14 protein-coding genes and 2 pseudogenes are annotated in these 16,293 nt (G+C 68.0%); 12 read left to right on the top strand and 4 right to left on the bottom strand.

Annotated elements, in window-relative coordinates:
• Window positions 1–20 precede the first annotated feature (20 nt).
• Window positions 21–113, top strand: a complete 93-nt coding sequence (locus tag FCH28_RS40200; protein ID WP_484422075.1) for a hypothetical protein — start codon at window positions 21–23, stop codon at window positions 111–113.
• Window positions 110–883, top strand: a complete 774-nt coding sequence (locus FCH28_RS15785; RefSeq protein ID WP_246102886.1) for a methyltransferase domain-containing protein — start codon at window positions 110–112, stop codon at window positions 881–883. The genes FCH28_RS40200 and FCH28_RS15785 overlap by 4 nt, the downstream gene beginning before the upstream one ends.
• A 327-nt stretch (window positions 884–1,210) precedes the next feature.
• On the opposite strand, the gene infA is transcribed toward FCH28_RS15785, so the two are convergent.
• The 3 genes from infA to FCH28_RS15765 all read right to left on the bottom strand — a co-directional run bounded on the left by infA (window position 1,211) and on the right by FCH28_RS15765 (window position 2,701).
• Entirely contained in the window at window positions 1,211–1,435 is a 225-nt protein-coding gene (infA, locus tag FCH28_RS15775; RefSeq protein WP_136740483.1) for a translation initiation factor IF-1, read from the bottom strand.
• Window positions 1,432–2,223, bottom strand: coding sequence for a GNAT family N-acetyltransferase (locus FCH28_RS15770; RefSeq protein WP_136740482.1), 792 nt, complete (start codon window positions 2,221–2,223; stop codon window positions 1,432–1,434). The genes infA and FCH28_RS15770 overlap by 4 nt, the downstream gene beginning before the upstream one ends.
• A gap of 205 nt (window positions 2,224–2,428) precedes the next feature.
• Window positions 2,429–2,701: a hypothetical protein gene (locus FCH28_RS15765; RefSeq protein ID WP_169314169.1), complete on the bottom strand. Its 273-nt coding sequence runs from the start codon at window positions 2,699–2,701 to the stop codon at window positions 2,429–2,431.
• 573 nt (window positions 2,702–3,274) lie between these two features.
• Between FCH28_RS15765 and FCH28_RS15755 the strand changes: the two genes are divergently transcribed.
• On the top strand, window positions 3,275–3,634 hold the full coding sequence (locus FCH28_RS15755; RefSeq protein WP_136740479.1) for a zinc ribbon domain-containing protein YjdM: 360 nt from the start codon (window positions 3,275–3,277) through the stop codon (window positions 3,632–3,634).
• A 540-nt stretch (window positions 3,635–4,174) separates the two neighbouring features.
• Here the strand turns inward: FCH28_RS15755 and FCH28_RS15750 are convergent.
• Window positions 4,175–5,209, bottom strand: coding sequence for a glycosyl hydrolase (locus FCH28_RS15750; protein ID WP_169314168.1), 1,035 nt, complete (start codon window positions 5,207–5,209; stop codon window positions 4,175–4,177).
• Window positions 5,210–5,578: 369 nt separating this feature from the next.
• Here FCH28_RS15750 and FCH28_RS15745 point away from each other — a divergent pair.
• The 9 genes and pseudogenes from FCH28_RS15745 to FCH28_RS40095 all read left to right on the top strand — a co-directional run.
• Window positions 5,579–5,989 (top strand): annotated as a pseudogene (locus tag FCH28_RS15745) (transposase); the annotation flags it as partial.
• Window positions 5,990–6,556: 567 nt separating this feature from the next.
• A complete protein-coding gene (locus FCH28_RS15740; RefSeq protein WP_425471929.1) occupies window positions 6,557–7,660 on the top strand; it encodes an IS110 family RNA-guided transposase in 1,104 nt (367 codons plus the stop codon).
• A gap of 100 nt (window positions 7,661–7,760) precedes the next feature.
• A complete protein-coding gene (locus FCH28_RS15735; protein WP_136740476.1) occupies window positions 7,761–7,955 on the top strand; it encodes a hypothetical protein in 195 nt (64 codons plus the stop codon).
• Between the two features lie 1,533 nt (window positions 7,956–9,488).
• Window positions 9,489–10,181, top strand: coding sequence for an urease subunit gamma (locus FCH28_RS15725; protein ID WP_136740475.1), 693 nt, complete (start codon window positions 9,489–9,491; stop codon window positions 10,179–10,181).
• Window positions 10,174–12,108 carry an urease subunit alpha gene (ureC, locus tag FCH28_RS15720; RefSeq protein ID WP_136740719.1) on the top strand — a complete coding sequence of 645 codons (1,935 nt, stop codon included), beginning with the start codon at window positions 10,174–10,176 and terminating at the stop codon, window positions 12,106–12,108. Before FCH28_RS15725 ends, ureC begins: the two co-directional genes overlap by 8 nt.
• 76 nt (window positions 12,109–12,184) lie before the next feature.
• Window positions 12,185–12,859 (top strand): urease accessory protein UreF, encoded by a 675-nt coding sequence (locus FCH28_RS15715; protein ID WP_136740474.1) that lies wholly within the window; start codon window positions 12,185–12,187, stop codon window positions 12,857–12,859.
• Between the two features lie 65 nt (window positions 12,860–12,924).
• A complete protein-coding gene (ureG, locus tag FCH28_RS15710; protein ID WP_136740473.1) occupies window positions 12,925–13,620 on the top strand; it encodes an urease accessory protein UreG in 696 nt (231 codons plus the stop codon).
• Window positions 13,617–14,510 (top strand): urease accessory protein UreD, encoded by an 894-nt coding sequence (locus FCH28_RS15705; RefSeq protein ID WP_136740472.1) that lies wholly within the window; start codon window positions 13,617–13,619, stop codon window positions 14,508–14,510. Before ureG ends, FCH28_RS15705 begins: the two co-directional genes overlap by 4 nt.
• A gap of 528 nt (window positions 14,511–15,038) precedes the next feature.
• Window positions 15,039–16,175 (top strand): annotated as a pseudogene (locus FCH28_RS40095) (IS110 family RNA-guided transposase).
• Window positions 16,176–16,293: the final 118 nt, after the last annotated feature.

The raw sequence follows: 16,293 nt of genomic DNA, 5'->3' as shown, positions 1-16,293 counted from the left end.
CCCAGCTATTCCAGTCGGTCATGTCCGCGATGACGGACCTACTAACCACAGAGGGGGTCCGGCGTCGGGTCCGCGTGGAGCTGGAGCGGCTGGACGAGCGCGCGCTTTGGTGAGGTTGCGTCACCTCAACGCGTCAGCGCCGACCTGGTGCTATGGCCGGTCCGGTCCTTCGGCCGCGCGTCACCTCGCCGTCGCCGTTCTCACTGCCATCGCCGACCAGCTGGCTGACAAGACCCTTATCGACTACGCCGTCCCCTACCACTACGGCGCCGAGATGGAGCACCCCTGGCCCCCCCCGGGGGGCGCACTCAATCTCAGCGAGGTGGAGAACCAGCGCCACAAGGAGCTGAACTCGGCCCGCGCGCTCACCGACAGGATCGAGGTCGTGGACGGGTCCTTCGAGGACATCCCGTACCCGGACGACCGGGTCGACGTCATCTGGTCCCAGGACGCCTTCCTGCACAGCGGGAACCGGGTCCAGGTCCTTGAGGAGATCGCGCGGGTGCTGCGGCCCGGAGGCCATCTCATCTTCACCGACCCGATGGCGGTGGCGGACGGCGGCTCCACCGACGTGCTGCAGCCGATTCTCGACCGAATCCATCTGGATGACATGGGCTCGCCCGGCTTCTACACACGCGAGCTGAACCGGCTCGGATTCACCGCCGTCGACGATGGCTTCGAAGAGCACCGCCAGCAGCTGGTGAACCACTACACGCGGGTCCTTGAGGAGACCAAGCGCCAAGAGGCTGAAGGACTGGCCAGAAAGATCAGTCACGACTACCTCGCGCAGATGAAGAAGGGGCTCGGCCACTGGATCGACGGTGGCCGCGAGAAGCACCTCACCTGGGGCATCTTCCACTTCAGGCTCGACGCCGACGGCTGAGCAACCTTCCACCGGCCACCAGGCCAGCGCCGATGCCAGGAACGGTGTCGGCGACGGGCCACCGGCGTGGTCGCGTTGGGTGCGGCCGGGCTCCTGGTCTGCGGCCGGTGCCGAGCCGGTTGTGCCTGCAGGGCATCCTGTACGTGCTGCACAACGACATCGCCTGGCAACTGCTGCCCCTGGAGCTGGGTTCGGCTCGGGCCAGAGCTGCTGGCGGCGGCTGGAGCGGTGGACGCCGCGGCCGTGCGAGCCATCATCGGGGCCCCGGTCACGGAAACGCCGTGACCGGGGCCCAGGATCAGCTACCGCGGAAGGTGCCGCCCGCCGCTAGTTCCGGTACCGGAACACGATCCGGCCGCGCGTCAGGTCGTACGGCGGGAGCTCCACCAGTACCCGGTCTGCCAGATAGATCTTGATGTAGTTCTTGCGGATCTTCCCGCTGATGTGCGCGAGCACCTGGTGACCGTTCTCGAGCTCCACGGTGAACATGGCGCTGCGCAGGCACTCGACAACCTTGCCCTCGACTTCGATGACGTTCTTGTTCTTCGTCATCGCACCAGCTCCAGGTTGCTGCTCATCGGCCGGGCGCCGATGCCCTCGAACAGCGCCGAGGCTGCCTGGTTGGACTCGTGTACATCGGTCCAGGCCGCGGCGAACCCGGAGCGGTGCAGCGTCCCCAGCGCGTGGGCCAGCAGCGCCCGCGCGATGCCGCGGCGCTGCTCGCCGGCCCGGACCGCGACCAGCCCGATGCGCGGCCGGTTCACCGTCACCACCCGGATCAGCCCCAGGTAGCGGTCCGGCGCCGCGGCCACCGCGTACTTCGACGGGTCGACGATGGTGTCGCCTTCGGGCAGGGGAATTACCTCCGCGGGCATCGACTGCCACCCGACGGTCGCCTCGACTTCGTCACGGATCGCGCGGTCCACGGCCCGCAGCAGACTCTCGTCCGCCTGACCGGCGGGCACGATCGTCACGCCCGAAGGCGGCAGGACTGCTTCGAGCCCTGTGACCTGTGGGTCGGTCGGCACGACGTACTCCCGCTCGCGGCGCCCGATCGTGAAACCGGCCCGCCGCCAGCCGGCCGTCAGCTCGACGTCGGCTTCGTCGACCACTGTGTAGAGCGGCGCCGGCAGTTGCGCCAGCATCGCCTCGGCGAGCCGGTCGAAGGTGGCGTCGTGCCAGGCGTCGATGCTGACGAACAGGCGTCCGTCGGGTCGGCGTTCCGCATGCCCGCGGCCGACCACCAGGTCGTCATCCAGTGCATGCCATTGCCTGTCCGCGACGCGCGTGATCATCACAGCGTTCTCGCTCAGGCCAGAGGTGAAAGGCTTCGTGTTCATCGGAGTCTCCTTCCAGGAGTGCCTCGATCTCAGGCGCTCCTGGCGACACCGAACGTCAGCCGCCGGACCGTGACGGGTTGAGGGAGCACCCATGGGTAACTGTGTTCACGGGTCTCACCTCCATACGACGACTTCACGGTCCACCGCGAAAGTAGCGGCGGGGCGCCGCCTCGCTCAACTCATTTCCTATGAGCTCGTAATGCGATCATGATCCGGTCTTCTTGAGTCGTCTCCAGCAGATGAGGCTGCAAGTCAACGAGAGGAAGGAGTGGTGGAGTTCGATACGTCGCTCCCAGCGGACCGCGAGGCGTTTGAACTGGTGGAGCAGGGCGAAGGTCTGCTCGACGAAAAGTGGGGTCTCCCGTGCTCGAGCGAAGCCGAGAGCTTGGGGGTGGAGCTTGCCCAGGCCCGTGATATTCGGGGAGCCCTTGCGGGAGATCACCGCCTGGATGCGGCGGCGTCGCAGCTCACCGCGCACAGCCTTCGAGTCGTACGCCTCGTCGCCCAGGAGGCACTCCGGCCGCCGTCGGGGCCGGCCGGGTCGTCCGGCGACGGGCGGGAGCCGACGACGAGGTCGAGGGTGTGGGGGATGTGGTTGACGTTGGCGGCGGTCGTGATGACGTGCAGCGGGGTGCCCTTGCCGTCGCAGATCAGGCGAGTTCGTCCGCGGTAGACGAAAACAGCTCGTTGATCACAGGGATATGGGAGGGGTGGATGGCCATCATGCCCTCGTAGCCGAGGGAGCGGTTCTGTTCGGCGAAGGCACGCAACCGGTTGAGATCGGTGATGCGGGTCCACAGTCTGGTGACCGGCTGGGGAGTTCCGGCCGCGGGGGCGTCCAGCCGGACACGGGAGCGCAGCGCCAGCGTCTCGGCATCCTCCGGGGGCCATTGGTAGCCGACCGCGCGCTCGACGTCACCATCGGAGGCTGCGAGAGCGTCCAGGTACCGGGGCTACCCGCTCAGCAAGGTCCTCGACTTGTGCACGTCCTGGCGCTGAGCTGCGGTCTTGTCCGTCAGGACGGATGCTCGGGCCCGGATACCCTGACGGGATGACCGAAAACATTCCCTCCTGCCCGAAGTGCTCGTGTGAGTACACCTATGAGATGAACGACCTTGTGGTGTGCCCGGAGTGCGGCCATGAATGGGTCCCCGCTGAGAGCGGTGCGGAGGGCGGGGGTGGTGCCGGGGAGCGGGTGATCAAGGACGCCGTCGGCAATGTGCTTCAGGATGGCGACACCGTGGTCGTCGTAAAGGCCCTCAAGGTCAAGGGAAGCCCCTCGGGGATCAAGGCCGGCACCAAGGTGCGCAACATCCGGCTGGTCGAGGGGGTCGCCGGCCACGACATCGACTGCAAGATCGAGGGTTTCGGGGCGATGCAGCTCAAGTCCAGCGTGGTCAAGAAAGCCTGAACCGTGACTGGTGACGGGCGACTGCAGATCCGGCAGCGGCCGACGCCTTCCCATGCCTCAAACGCTACGCCGCCCGCGAGGTGTTCCACCTGGTCAGGCCCACACAGTCATGACCCCCGTCATAGGGGCAGTGAGACGAGAAGCCCCCGCCGGAATGCGCCATGCTTCCGGCCCGGGCTTCTGCGCGCGGCGGGCTACTGGGCGTCGTGGGAGCGGACCAGCCGGATGAGCCGGGCTCCCGCCTCGCGGGTACATCCACTGGCCGCGGACGGTGATGCTGTTGCGCGTGATCCGACGCCGGCAGATCAAGCACACCATTCCGACCGCAGAGACCAGTAGGCCAACCGCCAACGCCGAGCAGCGCGGCGCGCGGCTGGCCGGCAGGGTTCGACCGCACCCTCTACAGGCACCGCAACGAAGTTGAGCGAACGTTCAATACGCCCCGAAGGGCATTCGGGCCGTGGCCGCCCGTTGATGAGGGAGCCTTTGTGTTTCCGCGGCACCGTGGCCATTGCTGCCGCATGCACTCGCCCTATGTCTCTAGCGGTGTGCTTGGAAGTGGGAATTGCGGCCCATGGCGGTGAGGGCGCGTTGCGATGAGGGGTCCTTGTCGAGGGCGTAGTCGCAGGAGCTGTAATGCGCGTGGTCGTTCCAGTACAGGATGGCGTCGATCTGAGGGTGGGCGACCACGTAGTCGGTCATTGCGTGGATGTATGAGGGGCGGACACTACGGTCGGTGAACCGGACGCTGCCCCACTCCGGGATGAATACTGGCTTGCTGGTGGCATGGGTGGTGCTCCAGGTCAGTGCCGGTCCGAAAATGGCGCCGGGTTGGGGGGCGTTCTTGGCGGGGTTCACGTAGTTGCCGCTCTTCTGCTTCGTGCAGCCGCCGGACACGTAGCCGTCAGCCCCGACCACATCCACATATTTGGCGCCCGGCCAGAAACTGTTGGCGATGCTCGACTTGCGGAAGCCGCTCGCGGTGAGGATCCACACCCAACGCAGGTGGCCGCCGACCTCGGCATCCAGGTGCGCGTCGGCCGCCAGTTTGTGCACGTGGCGCCAGGCCGCGACGAAATTCTCCGGACGCCCCTTGTTGGCGTTGATCTTCGCGTTCGGTTCGTGGTTGAACGAGACGTAGATCGCTTTCAGGTGGTGGTCTGCGGCGGCCTTGTTGACAGCACGCAGGAATTTCAGCACGGCGGTGTCCGATTTGCCTGCGGCGATCGATGCCCAATCCCGGTGGCGCCCCGTCCCGAGGCTGGTCAGCAAAGTGGCGCCAGAGCGCAGGGCGCTGTTCTCGTCCTTGGTGGGAAAATTGCCGGCGTTGTCGATGGTGTCGTAGGTGCGCACGATCGCCGGTGACCGGCCGAGGTCCCGCAGACCGGACAGCTGCGCGTCGCCGCCGAACAGCACCCGTGACGATGCAGCCACCGACGAATCCGAACCAGCCGTCATATTCAGCGGCGCTCGTGATGTCCCGGACGACCTCGGCGTTTCACGGCTTGAACAGCCGCTGACGGCTACCGCGACCAGGGCCAGGGACGCAGTCACAGCCATGGCATGCCGACGCATGCGGAGCAGTCTACTGCTGTGCATAATTCTCATTTTTCCGTTCTGGCGCGATGGTGCCCGGCCTCAGCTGGCGATGCCGCCCCGGGAACCCTATCGACACCGGTCATGCCCACGCCCACGGATCGTTGCCGGGGTCGCCGTCATCGGTCGCGGTTTCGCGGGACAGGTCGGAGTGAGGAGTGCGACGCGGTGACGCTGACCTCTGCCGACGAGCCACCAGCGGTTGTCTGGCTGCACGAGCTGCTGGACCAGGCGGACTTCGCGGTCGCCTCGCGGTTCACCTTCGAGCCGCAGATCCTCAGTATGCGGCAGCACCGCCTGGCCGGTGTCGACGAGATGATTGCCGCGGCGAGTTCGGCGGGGGCCGACCAGATCCAGGACCTGGAACGCCGCCTGGCCCTGCTCGCGGAACGCCATGCCCCGCAGTTGCTCACTGTGATGGGCATCGGCCCGGACACAGCCGTCACTCTGCTGATCACGATGGGGGACAACCCGGAACGTCTGCACAGTGAGGCGTTCTTCGCCGCGCTCTGCGGGGTCAGCCCGGTCGAGCGCTCCTCGGGTAGTCGGCAGTACCGTCGCCTCAACCGCGGCGGGGACCGGCAGGCCAACGCCGCCCTGGACCGGATCGTGCAGACCCGCCTGCGCTTCGACCCACGCACCCAGGACTACTACGAACGCCTCACCAAACAGGGCAAAACCCGACGCGAAATCGTCCGGCGACTCAAACGCTACGCCAACCGGGAGGTGTTCCGCCTGGTCAGGCCCGCACAGTCATGAACCCCGTCACAGGGGCATTGTTGTGAGGTCGGCGTCTGCGCTGCCGAACCTGAACGCGATGGTCAACCCTTCCCATGCCTCATCGGGCGGCGTGGGCGTCGCGGTCGCCTCACCGGCCGAGGAGGTGCCGTGAGAGCAGGCCGAGAGGTTTTGTTACAGATGCGCCGATCCCGAGTATGGGGCTGTGCGTGCCGGCATTGAGCCGGACCCGGAAGGCCGCCAACTTCTTCCCAATGCGTGCGCTCCTTGTCACCAGCGGGCGCCAGTTGGCGAATGGTCGCCGTCGGCGGTCAGGTTCCACCACAGCTATTGATGCGTCGTGTTGGGCGGGAGACTTGGTGGGTGCTGTCCCGGGTCTCGGGGTCTGACTCATGAGACGTTTGACCGTGGTGTCTTTCTCACACAGCGTCGGCCCTTGGTCGGGGATGGTGCGTTGTCGGTACCGGGCTGGCGGGGTGTGTCTCGATAGGGGCTTGCCGATCAATCAGGCGTCATCACAATTCTGACCGCCCGACGCGGCCCGGTGCCGGCAACGCGATGTGCCATCGGACCGGAAGGCGAACGGGCATGCCCAGACGAACCACGTCCAGTACGTCCCCTGCCCCGCGTGCCCGCCGACGTCGGCCCACGGGAGAGGTGGTTCTCGGGGTGGACACGCACCGGGACACTCATGTGGCTGCCGTCCTCTCCCCGCTCGGGGCAGTGTTGGGCACCGAAGAGTTCCCGGCCACCGCGGCCGGATACCACGGACTACTCGGGTGGGCCGGCGGCTTGGGCACGGTGCGGCGGGCTGGGGTGGAGGGGACCGGCTCCTTCGGGGCGGCCCTGTCCCGCTACCTGCTGTCCGAGGGCGTGGAAGTGTTCGAGGTGAACCGGCCCGACCGGACCGACCGACGTTTACGTGGCAAGTCGGATCCCCTCGATGCCCAGAACGCCGCCAGGGCGGTGCTGAGCGGGCGGGCCCGCGCCCGGGCCAAAACGGGCGACGGACCCGTACAGATCGCCCGGATGTACAAGCTCGCCAAAGGGTCGGCGGTCAAAGCCCGTACCCAGGCGATCAACCAGGTCAAGGCCGTTGTCTTTACCGCCGACCCGGACCTGCGCGAGGAGTTGGCCCAGCTGAACACCCCGGACCTCTTGCGTACCTGTGCGCGGTTCGCCGACGACAGCAAGGACGACGAGGGCGAGGAGGAGACGGTGCTGCAGGCCACCCGCGCCACCCTGTGCCTGCTGGCCCACCGGATCGAGCAGCTCACCGAGCAGATCCAGGACGTGGAGCGCCGCTTGACCCGGCTCGCGGAACGCCACGCCCCGCAGCTGCTGGATGTGGTGGGTATCGGCCCGGTTACGGCCGTGACTCTGTTGATCACGATGGGGGACAACCCGGAGCGGCTGGGTAGCGAGGCATCGTTTGCCGCGCTGTGCGGGGTCAGCCCCGTCGAGCGCTCATCGGGGGTGCGACAGTACCGTCGCCTCAACCGCGGCGGCGACCGTCAGGCCAACGCCGCCCTGCACCGGATCGTGCAGACCCGCCTGCGTTGCGACCCGCGGACTCAGGAGTACTACGAACGTCGCATCAAGGAGGGCAAGACTCGCCGCGAAATCGTCCGATGCCTCAAACGCTACGCTGCCCGCGAGGTGTTCCACCTGGTCAGACCCATACAGGCGTGATCCCGGTCATAGGGGCTGTTGTGATAGCAAGTGAGAGGTGAAGAACCCCCGTCGCCTGGCTGCGGCGGGGGTTTCTGTGTTCGGGGGTGGGCCCGGGTGCGTGGTGTTCGACGCGGTCTTGCTGCGCTTCGGCTTCCCGCTCGCGACGGCGCAGGGAGGGCAGCAGTTGCGGTGGGGGAGCGAGGCAGGCGAAGGTCGTGGGCTTCGCAAGAGCGGATGTACCCGACGCCATGAAGTGGTGCTCCGCGGCATGGTTCTGGCCGTCGGGGAGATAACCGTCGACGCCGTTGACTGATACGAGCCGCTAGACCTCACTGTCGCGGCTGGCCCACGGTCTTCACCGTCGGTCGCCGTCCCTGGTTGCCCGGACGTTCTCCAGGGTGCATCTGGCCCGTCGACCGTCGTTTTGGAATGCGGCGGCGACCGCTGGCCACGTAAGTCAGCGCCACGACGGGGGAGTGCGGAAGCACCGGCGGAACACATCCCTGACAGGCCGTTGTGTTCATTCGCTGGCGGCGTTGGTGAATCCCCAAGGCTGAACGCGATATTGACCTCAGCGAGCTGTTGTAGTCGATCGAAGCCAGATTCAGGGCTTTCTGCGAGCGGGAATTGACCATGCCCTGAGATCCTGAGTGCGGGCCGTGGGTGTGGGAAGAAATGGTGGGTGCGTCTTGAGTCGGGGTTTGACTCTTGAGAAATCTGACCGGGGTGTCTTGCTCACGCTGTGTCGATCGCCGGCCAGGGACGGTGCGTTAGGGGTACCGGGCCGGGTGAGTGTGTCTCGATAGGGGCCTGTCGAACGGCGTCATCACAGTTCTGACCGCCCGCTCCGTCCGGTGCCGGCTACACGATGTGGCATCGGATCGGGAGGTGAACAAGCATGACCAGTACGCTCCCTGCTTCGCGTGCTCGCCGACGCCGGCCGAAGGGCGAGTTGGTCCTTGGTGTGGACACGCACCGGGACGTGCACGTGACTGCTGTGATCTCCCCGGTGGGAGCAGTGATCGACACCGAGGAGTTCCCGACCACCACGACTGGATACCGCGAACTGCTGACATGGGCCAGCTGACATGGGCCAGGGGACTGGGCACCGTGCGGCGGGCCGGAGTGGAGGGGACCGGTTCCATCGGGGCGGCCCTGTCCCGCTAGCTCCTGGCCCAGGGCCTGGAGGTTCCGACGTGAACCGGCCCGACCGGACCGACCGCCGCCAGCGCGGTAAGTCGGACCCGGTCGATGCGCAGAACGCGGCCCGGGCGGTGCTGAGCGGCAGAGCCCGCGCCCAGGCCAAAGCGGGGGCGGCACGCGTTACTCGTCAACCGAGCACACACTCAGCGGCCGTCCCAATAAGCGGGTAGAGCTCACCGGTGCCGTTGAGCTGTTGTCCGGGCGATTGTCGATGGACGGGCAGCCGGACTGCAGCGGAATCCTGTGGATCTTCAAGCCGCAGTCGTGAGAGGGGCCGACGGCTAGCCGGGAGCGAGGGCGGCAGGGGCAGGCGGTGTTCAACGAGGCAGGTCTGTCGGAGGGCATCCCTACTGAGTGGGCAGTCGGCCGAGCCATACAGCTGATTCCCTCGCCTTTCTCGGAAGAATCCTTACGGCTCACTCATACGGGCGTGGTGTGGCTGCGGGGCGTTTTCGGCTCTGTCCGCGTGCCCATGTTCGTCGTCACGAGGGTCGGGGCCGGATGGCCAAGGAAGCTGTGCTGCGCCGCGCGGCGTGGGAGTGAGGCCGTGGAGGCCCCGCCCCGGGCTGTCGACGGTCATGGCCGGTCCCGGCTCCGATGTCCAGAGCATGAGCCCTGGACAGGGCGAACGCAGGGTAGGGCCATGCACCTGACTCCACACGAACAAGAGCGCCTGATGATTCATGTGGCGGCGGATGTCGCCGAGAAGCGCCGGGCCCGAGGGATTCGGCTCAACTACCCCGAGGTAGTTGCGCTGTTAACCGTCCACGTCCTTGAAGGTGCGCGCGAGGGGAGAACGGTCGCCGAGCTCATGTCGTCCGGGAAGAAGCTGCTGACTCGGGAGGAGGTCATGGAGGGTGTCCCGGAGATGATCAAGAACGTGCAGGTGGAGGCCACGTTCCCCGACGGCACGAAGCTGGTCACCATCCACGATCCCTTCCCCGAAGCGGGCGAGGACGACAAGCCGCTGGTCTCCCCGGGCAAGGTGGATTTCTCCACGCAGCCGGACGACGAGTTCGTGCGCTTCAACGAGAGCCGCGAGGTCACTCCCCTGACCGTGACCAACCCGTGCGACCGTCCCATCCAGGTCGGCTCCCACTACCACTTCCACGAAGCCAACCCCGGCCTGGACTTCGACCGTGACGCCGCCTGGGGCAAGCGCCTCCACGTCCCGGCCGGCAGCTCCGTACGCTTCGAGCCCAACGCGCCCGAGGACGTCGAGCTCGTCCCCATCGAGGGCAAGCGTGTGGTGCACGGCCTGCGCGGCCAGGTCGGCGGCCCCCTCATCAGCGTCCAGGATTCATCCGATGAGGTCGGGGGTGAGCTCGATGACTGAGCGCTGCTGTCCTGAGCCCCCCAAGCCGTCCGACCCCTTGACCCGCGCCCAGTACGCGGACCGGTTCGGTCCGACGATCCGCGACCGCATCCGTCTCGCCGACACGGAGCTGCGGATCGAGATCGAGGACGACTGGGCCGGCGGTCCCGGGCGCAGCGGGAACGAGATGGTCTTCGGTGGCGGCAAGGTGATCCGCGAGTCGATGGGGCAGTCCATCGCGCCACGCGATCCACGCGGAGACGACGAGTCCGGTGACTCCGACGCCGACGTCGTCGAGCCCCCGGACACCGTCATCACCGGCGCCGTCATCCTGGACCACTGGGGCATCGTCAAGGCCGATGTGGCCATCCGCGACGGCCACATCGCCGCGCTCGGCAAGGCATACAACGACGAGACCATGGACCGTCTCCATGACGGGGCCGGTCAGCACAACGACGTCGGCCCGGCGCCCGCGGATTTCGTCATCGGCCCCGAGACGGAGGTGATCGCGGGCAACGGGAAGATCCTGACCGCCGGCGGGGTCGACACCCACGTTCACTTCATCTGCCCCGAGCAGGTCGGTGAGGCGCTGGCCGCGGGTGTCACCACGCTCATCGGCGGCGGTACCGGCCCGGCGGAGGGCAGTACCGCCACCGCCGTCACGCCCGGCTCCTGGCACATCGCCCGCACCTTCGAGGCGCTGGACGCCTTCCCGGTCAACGTCGGACTGCTCGGCAAGGGCGCCACCATGTCCGAGGACTCCATGTTCAACCAGGTGGACGCGGGCATCATCGGCTTCAAGATCCACGAGGACTGGGGTGCCACCCCGGCCGTCATCAAGAAGTGCCTGGAGGTCTGCGAACAGACCGGTGTCCAACTCGCGCTGCACGCCGACTCGTTGAACGAGGCGGGTTTCGTCGACGACACCGTCGCGGCGATCGACGGCAGCGACGGATGCGATGGGCGCCCCGTTCGCTCCATCCACGTCTTCCACGTCGAGGGTGCCGGCGGCGGCCACGCCCCCGACATGATCAAGATGGTGAAGGAGCCGAATGTCCTGCCCGCCTCCACCAACCCCACCCGGCCGCTGACCATCAACACGGTCAAGGAGCACTTCGACATGGTGATGGTCTGCCATCACCTCAACCCCAAGATCGAGGAGGACCTGGCCTTCGCGGACTCCCGGATCCGCCCCTCCACGATGGCCGCCGAGGACATCCTGCACGACCTCGGCGCCATCTCGATCATGTCCTCCGACGCCCAGGCCATGGGCCGCATCGGCGAAATGATCACGCGTACCTGGCAGACCGCGCACGTCATGAAGGTCCGCCGGGGCTTCCTGGAGGAGGACAGGCTGCCGAAGGAGGAACGGCCGACAGGGGACAAGGGGGCCGACAACAGGCGCGCCCGCAGGTACGTCGCGAAGTACACGATCAACCCGGCGATCGCCCAGGGCATCGATGCCGTGGTCGGGTCCGTGGAGCCCGACAAGCTGGCCGACCTGGTGCTGTGGGAGCCGAAGTTCTTCGGCGTCAAGCCGCACCAGGTCATCAAGGGCGGACAGATCGCGTACGCGCAGGTGGGCGACGCCAACGCCTCCATCCCCACCCCGCAGCCGGTCCTGCCCCGCGCCGTCTGGGGCGCCACCGGCCTCGCGCCTCGCTCCACGTCGTTCAACTTCGTCACCCAACGGGCCATCGACAGTGGGTTGGCCGAACGGCTCAAGCTGGGCAAGCAGTTCAAGGCCATCACCAGCACGCGCGGCGTCCGTAAGGCGGACATGAAGGAGAACAGCGCCACCCCCGACGTCGAGATCGACGCCGACACCTACGAGGTGATCGCCGGGGGCCACAAGGTGGAGGACGTGACGACATCCGTCGCGGGCCAGGTCGTCGAGCGGAAGTATCCGAGCGAACTCCCCATGGCCCAGAGGTACTTCCTCTTCTGAGCCTTGACGAGCAGGCGGTGCAACGGCACACAGACCCGCGCCATGGAGCCGGGCGACGGAAGGTGAACTGCGAAAGATGAGTCGTGCCGCACTGCTCGTCCTGGCCGATGGCCGGTTCCCCGCCGGAGGACACGCGCACTCCGGCGGGGCCGAACCCGCCGTGGCAGCGGGCCGTATCAAGGACGCGCACTCGCTGGAGGACTTCTGCCGGGGGCGACTGCACACCGCGGGCCTGGTCGCGGCGGCGCTCGCCGCCGCGACCGCCGCGGGCCGTGATCCGGTGGCGGTCGACGAGGCCGCCGACGCCCGCACACCCGTCCTGGCGCTACGGATCACCGCCCGCAAGCTGGGACGGCAGATGATGCGGGCCGCCCGCGCGACGTGGCCCTCGGCCGAGCTGGACGCACTGGCCGCGGCCCGGCCACAGGGCGCGCACCAGCCGGTGGTGCTGGGGCTGGCCGCACGGTCAGCCGGGCTGACACCGCTGGATGCCGGGTACGCGGCTGCATACGAAGCCGTCAGCGGTCCGGCCACGGCGGCAGTCCGGCTGCTGAGTCTGGACCCCTTCGACGCCACCGCGGTCCTCGCCCGCCTCGCCCCCGACCTCGACCAGACCGCCACCGCGGCGGCCGCAACCGCCGCTCGTATCTCCGACGAAGGGTTCGACGCGCTGCCCGCCGCCTCCGCACCTCTGCTCGACATCACCGCCCAGCAGCACGCCACTTGGCCGGTACGCCTCTTCGCCTCCTGACCACCAAGAACCCAAGAGCCCCACACCCAAGAACGCCGCGCACACCAGGCAGAACCGGAGCCCGCATGCACCGCGACCACGACGAGGCGTTCCCCGAGCGCCGCACCTACAGCGCCGCCGATCCCGTACGACGCGACGGGCGCCGGCGTGCCCTGCGCATCGGCCTGGGCGGCCCGGTCGGCACCGGCAAGACCGCCACCGTCGCCGCCCTGTGCCGCGCACTGCGCGACGAGCTGTCCATCGCCGTCGTCACCAATGACATCTACACCCGCGAGGACGCCGAATTCCTGCTCCGCGAGGCCGTGTTGCCCGCGGAGCGGATCGCCGCGGTGGAGACCGGCGCTTGCCCGCACACCGCCATCCGCGACGACATCTCCGCCAACCTGGGGGCCGTGGAGGACCTGGAGGAGACCGCGGGACCGCTCGACCTGGTCCTCGTGGAGTCCGGCGGTGACAATCTCACCGCGACTTTCTCCAAGGGCCTGGTCGACGCCCAGATCTTCGTCATCGACGTGGCCGGCGGCGACGACATCCCGCGCAAGGGCGGCCCCGGCGTCACCACCGCCGACCTCCTGGTGATCAACAAGACCGACCTCGCCCCCTACGTCGGCTCCGACCTGGAAGCCATGGCCCGCGACGCCAAGGCCCAGCGCGGCCACCTCCCCGTCGCCTTCACCTCCCTCACCACCGACGACGGCATCAAGCCGGTCACCGACTGGATCCGCGAACGCCTCACCGACTGGAGCGCGGGCCCCGCATGACCCTGACCACCTGCACTCACCCGAAGACCGCATCGGCCCCTGACGGGCCTGCCGTCGGGATGCGCGCCACCGCCCGCATCCTGGCCGCCGCCAGGAGCGGCACCACCACCCTGCCCGTCCTCGACGGCGACGGCCCCTTCGAACTGCGCCGCCTCCACTCACACGGGGCCCAGGCCCGAGTATGCATCGTCGGAGCCATGAGCGCCCCCCTCGGCGGCGACCGGCTGCGGATCGAAGCCACCGTTCAACAGGGCGCGGCGCTCCACGTCACCTCCGCCGCCGCGACCCTCGCCCTGCGCGGCCCAACCTCCGAACACGCCACCTACGACGTGCACCTGACCGTAGGAGAGCACGCGCAGCTCCACTGGCTCCCCAAGCCGCTGATCTGCGCGGCAGGCAGCGATCTTCACCAGACCTGGACCATCGACCTGGCCTCCACCGCACGGCTCGTTCTGCGCGAGGAACAGATCCTCGGACGCGCCGGCGAACCGTCCGGCCATGTGGCTACCCGGCTCACCGTCCGACGCGGCGGACGTACCCTGCTGGACCAACAGGCCGCATACGGACCGGGCGAACCCGGCTGGGACGGCCCAGCCATCCTCGCCGGCCACCGCGCAACCGGACAACTCCTCACCGTCGACCCGGCCTTCGAAGAAATCACCCCTGACGTGCAGCTGCTCGGCGACGCCCCGCAAGACGGCCAGGCCGTGCTGACACCGCTCGCCGGCCCCGCCACCCTCGTCACCGCCGCCGCCCCCGACAGCCTCCGCCTGCGCCGCCTCCTCGGCACAGCGCAGAACACCTACCGCCAACCCCTCACAGACCTTGGTCCGGTGCGCGGCCGCGATGTCGGACCGCCCAGGGCCGATTGCCGCCCCACCAGAGCATGAGACGCAAAGGCACCCCCCATACCGCAATTCCCTCGGCGAGCCCGGAAGCGCCCTGCTTTGGCCGAGCAGACGCTCTTGCCGCACCCTGTCCAGAGCCATTTCGGACGGACGCGCCGGCCCTCGAGGCAGGCCATCGCCCGTTCACCGAGCAGGTCGGTCGCAGCACGCGTCGTCACTATCTCCTTGGTCCGTCCATTCGCTGTCGTCAGTGGGCGCCAGCTGTCGAATGGTCCCGACGGACGGTCGGGTTTGAACAACCGGGGTCCAGGTGTCGTGAGGGGCGGGAGGATGGCTGGGCGCTTTCCCGGGTCCGGGGTCTGACTCATGAGAGCTCTGACCGCGATGTCCTTTTCTCACAGTGTCGGCCGTTGGCCGGGGATGGTGCGTTGTCGGTATCGGGCTGGCGGGGTGTGTCTCGATAGGAGCCGGCCGATTCATGAGGCGTCATCACAGTTCTGACCGTCCGACGCGACCCGGTGCCGGCAACGCGATGAGCCATCGGACCGGGAGGGAACGAGCATGTCCTCAATGAGTACGTCGAGTACGTCGCCTGTCCCGCGTATGCGCCGTCGGCGCCCCACGGGGGAGGTGGTGCTGGGAGTGGACACGCACCGGGATGCTCACGTGGCTGCGGTGCTCTCCTTGGTGGGGGCGGTGCTCGCCACCGGCGAGTTCCCGGCCACCGCGGTGGGATACCGCGATCTGTTGCAGTGGGCCAGGGGCCAGGGGCCAGGGGCCAGGGGCCAGGGGCCAGGGGCCAGGGGCCTGGGTGTGGTGAGGCGGGCCGGGGTTGAGGGGACCGGCTGCTTCGGGGCGGCTCTGTCCCGCTATCTGCTGGCCCAGGGTGTGGACGTGTCCGACGTGAATCGGATGGACCGCACGGATCGCCGTCGGCGCGGCAAGACGCATCCGCTTGATGCCGAGAACGCGGCCCGGGCGGTGCTGAGCGGGCAGGCCGGCGCCAGGGCCAAGTCAGGTGACGGGCCAGTGCAGATCGCCCGGCTGTACAAACTGGCCAAGGGATCGGCCGTCAAAGCCCGCACTCAGGCCATTAAGCAACTGAAGGCCGTCCTTCTTACTGCCGACCCCGACCTGCGGGAAGGATTGGCCGGGCTGCACAATGCGGAACTCTTCCGCAGCTGCGCGCGGTTCGCCGATGTGAGCCAGAGCGAGGGGGACGGTGAAGAGGCGGTGCTGCATGCCACTCGCATCACCCTGAGCGTGCTGGCTCGCCGGATCGGGCAGCTCACCGAGCAGATCCGGGACTTGGAAGATCGCCTGGCCCGCCTCGTGGAACGCCACGCCCCGCAGCTGCTCGCAGTGGTGGGGATCGGGCCGGTCACGGCCGTCACTTTGCTGATCACGGTGGGGGACAACCCGGAACGGCTGGGCAGTGAGGCGTCCTTCGGCCGCGCTGTGCGGGGTCAGTCCCGTCGAGCGTTCCTCGGGCACTCGGCAGTACTGTCGCCTCAACCGCGGCGGCGACCGGCAGGCCAACGCCGCCCTGCACCGGATCGTGCAGACCCGACTGCGCTTCGACCCGCGCACCCAGGACTACTACGAACGCCGCACCAAGGAGGGCAAGAGCCGACGCGAATCGTCCGATGCCTCAAACGCTACGCCGCCCGCGAGGTGTTCCACCTGGTCAGGCCCACACAGCCATGACCCCCGTCATAGATGCTGTGTGATAGCAGGTGGGAGATGAAGAACCCCCGTCGGCTGGCTCCGGCGGGGGCTTCTGCGTTCGGGATGGGCCTGGTGCGTGGTGTTCGACGCGGCCTTG

This window comes from Streptomyces piniterrae, from assembly GCF_005048155.1.
GTDB lineage: Bacteria > Actinomycetota > Actinomycetes > Streptomycetales > Streptomycetaceae > Streptomyces > Streptomyces piniterrae.
Note: the sequence above shows the minus strand (reverse complement) of the source record. Positions and strands in the feature narration are given on the sequence as shown.

What these genes read in the sequence shown, in the direction of transcription:
- FCH28_RS40200 (WP_484422075.1), top strand. Translation starts at nt 21, where the DNA reads ATGTCCGCGATGACGGACCTACTAACCACAGAGGGGGTCCGGCGTCGG.
- infA (WP_136740483.1), bottom strand. Translation starts at nt 1,435, where the DNA reads ATGACGAAGAACAAGAACGTCATCGAAGTCGAGGGCAAGGTTGTCGAG.
- FCH28_RS15770 (WP_136740482.1), bottom strand. Translation starts at nt 2,223, where the DNA reads ATGAACACGAAGCCTTTCACCTCTGGCCTGAGCGAGAACGCTGTGATG.
- FCH28_RS15755 (WP_136740479.1), top strand. Translation starts at nt 3,275, where the DNA reads ATGACCGAAAACATTCCCTCCTGCCCGAAGTGCTCGTGTGAGTACACC.
- FCH28_RS15750 (WP_169314168.1), bottom strand. Translation starts at nt 5,209, where the DNA reads ATGCGTCGGCATGCCATGGCTGTGACTGCGTCCCTGGCCCTGGTCGCG.
- FCH28_RS15740 (WP_425471929.1), top strand. Translation starts at nt 6,557, where the DNA reads ATGCCCAGACGAACCACGTCCAGTACGTCCCCTGCCCCGCGTGCCCGC.
- FCH28_RS15725 (WP_136740475.1), top strand. Translation starts at nt 9,489, where the DNA reads ATGCACCTGACTCCACACGAACAAGAGCGCCTGATGATTCATGTGGCG.
- ureC (WP_136740719.1), top strand. Translation starts at nt 10,174, where the DNA reads ATGACTGAGCGCTGCTGTCCTGAGCCCCCCAAGCCGTCCGACCCCTTG.
- FCH28_RS15715 (WP_136740474.1), top strand. Translation starts at nt 12,185, where the DNA reads ATGAGTCGTGCCGCACTGCTCGTCCTGGCCGATGGCCGGTTCCCCGCC.
- ureG (WP_136740473.1), top strand. Translation starts at nt 12,925, where the DNA reads ATGCACCGCGACCACGACGAGGCGTTCCCCGAGCGCCGCACCTACAGC.
- FCH28_RS15705 (WP_136740472.1), top strand. Translation starts at nt 13,617, where the DNA reads ATGACCCTGACCACCTGCACTCACCCGAAGACCGCATCGGCCCCTGAC.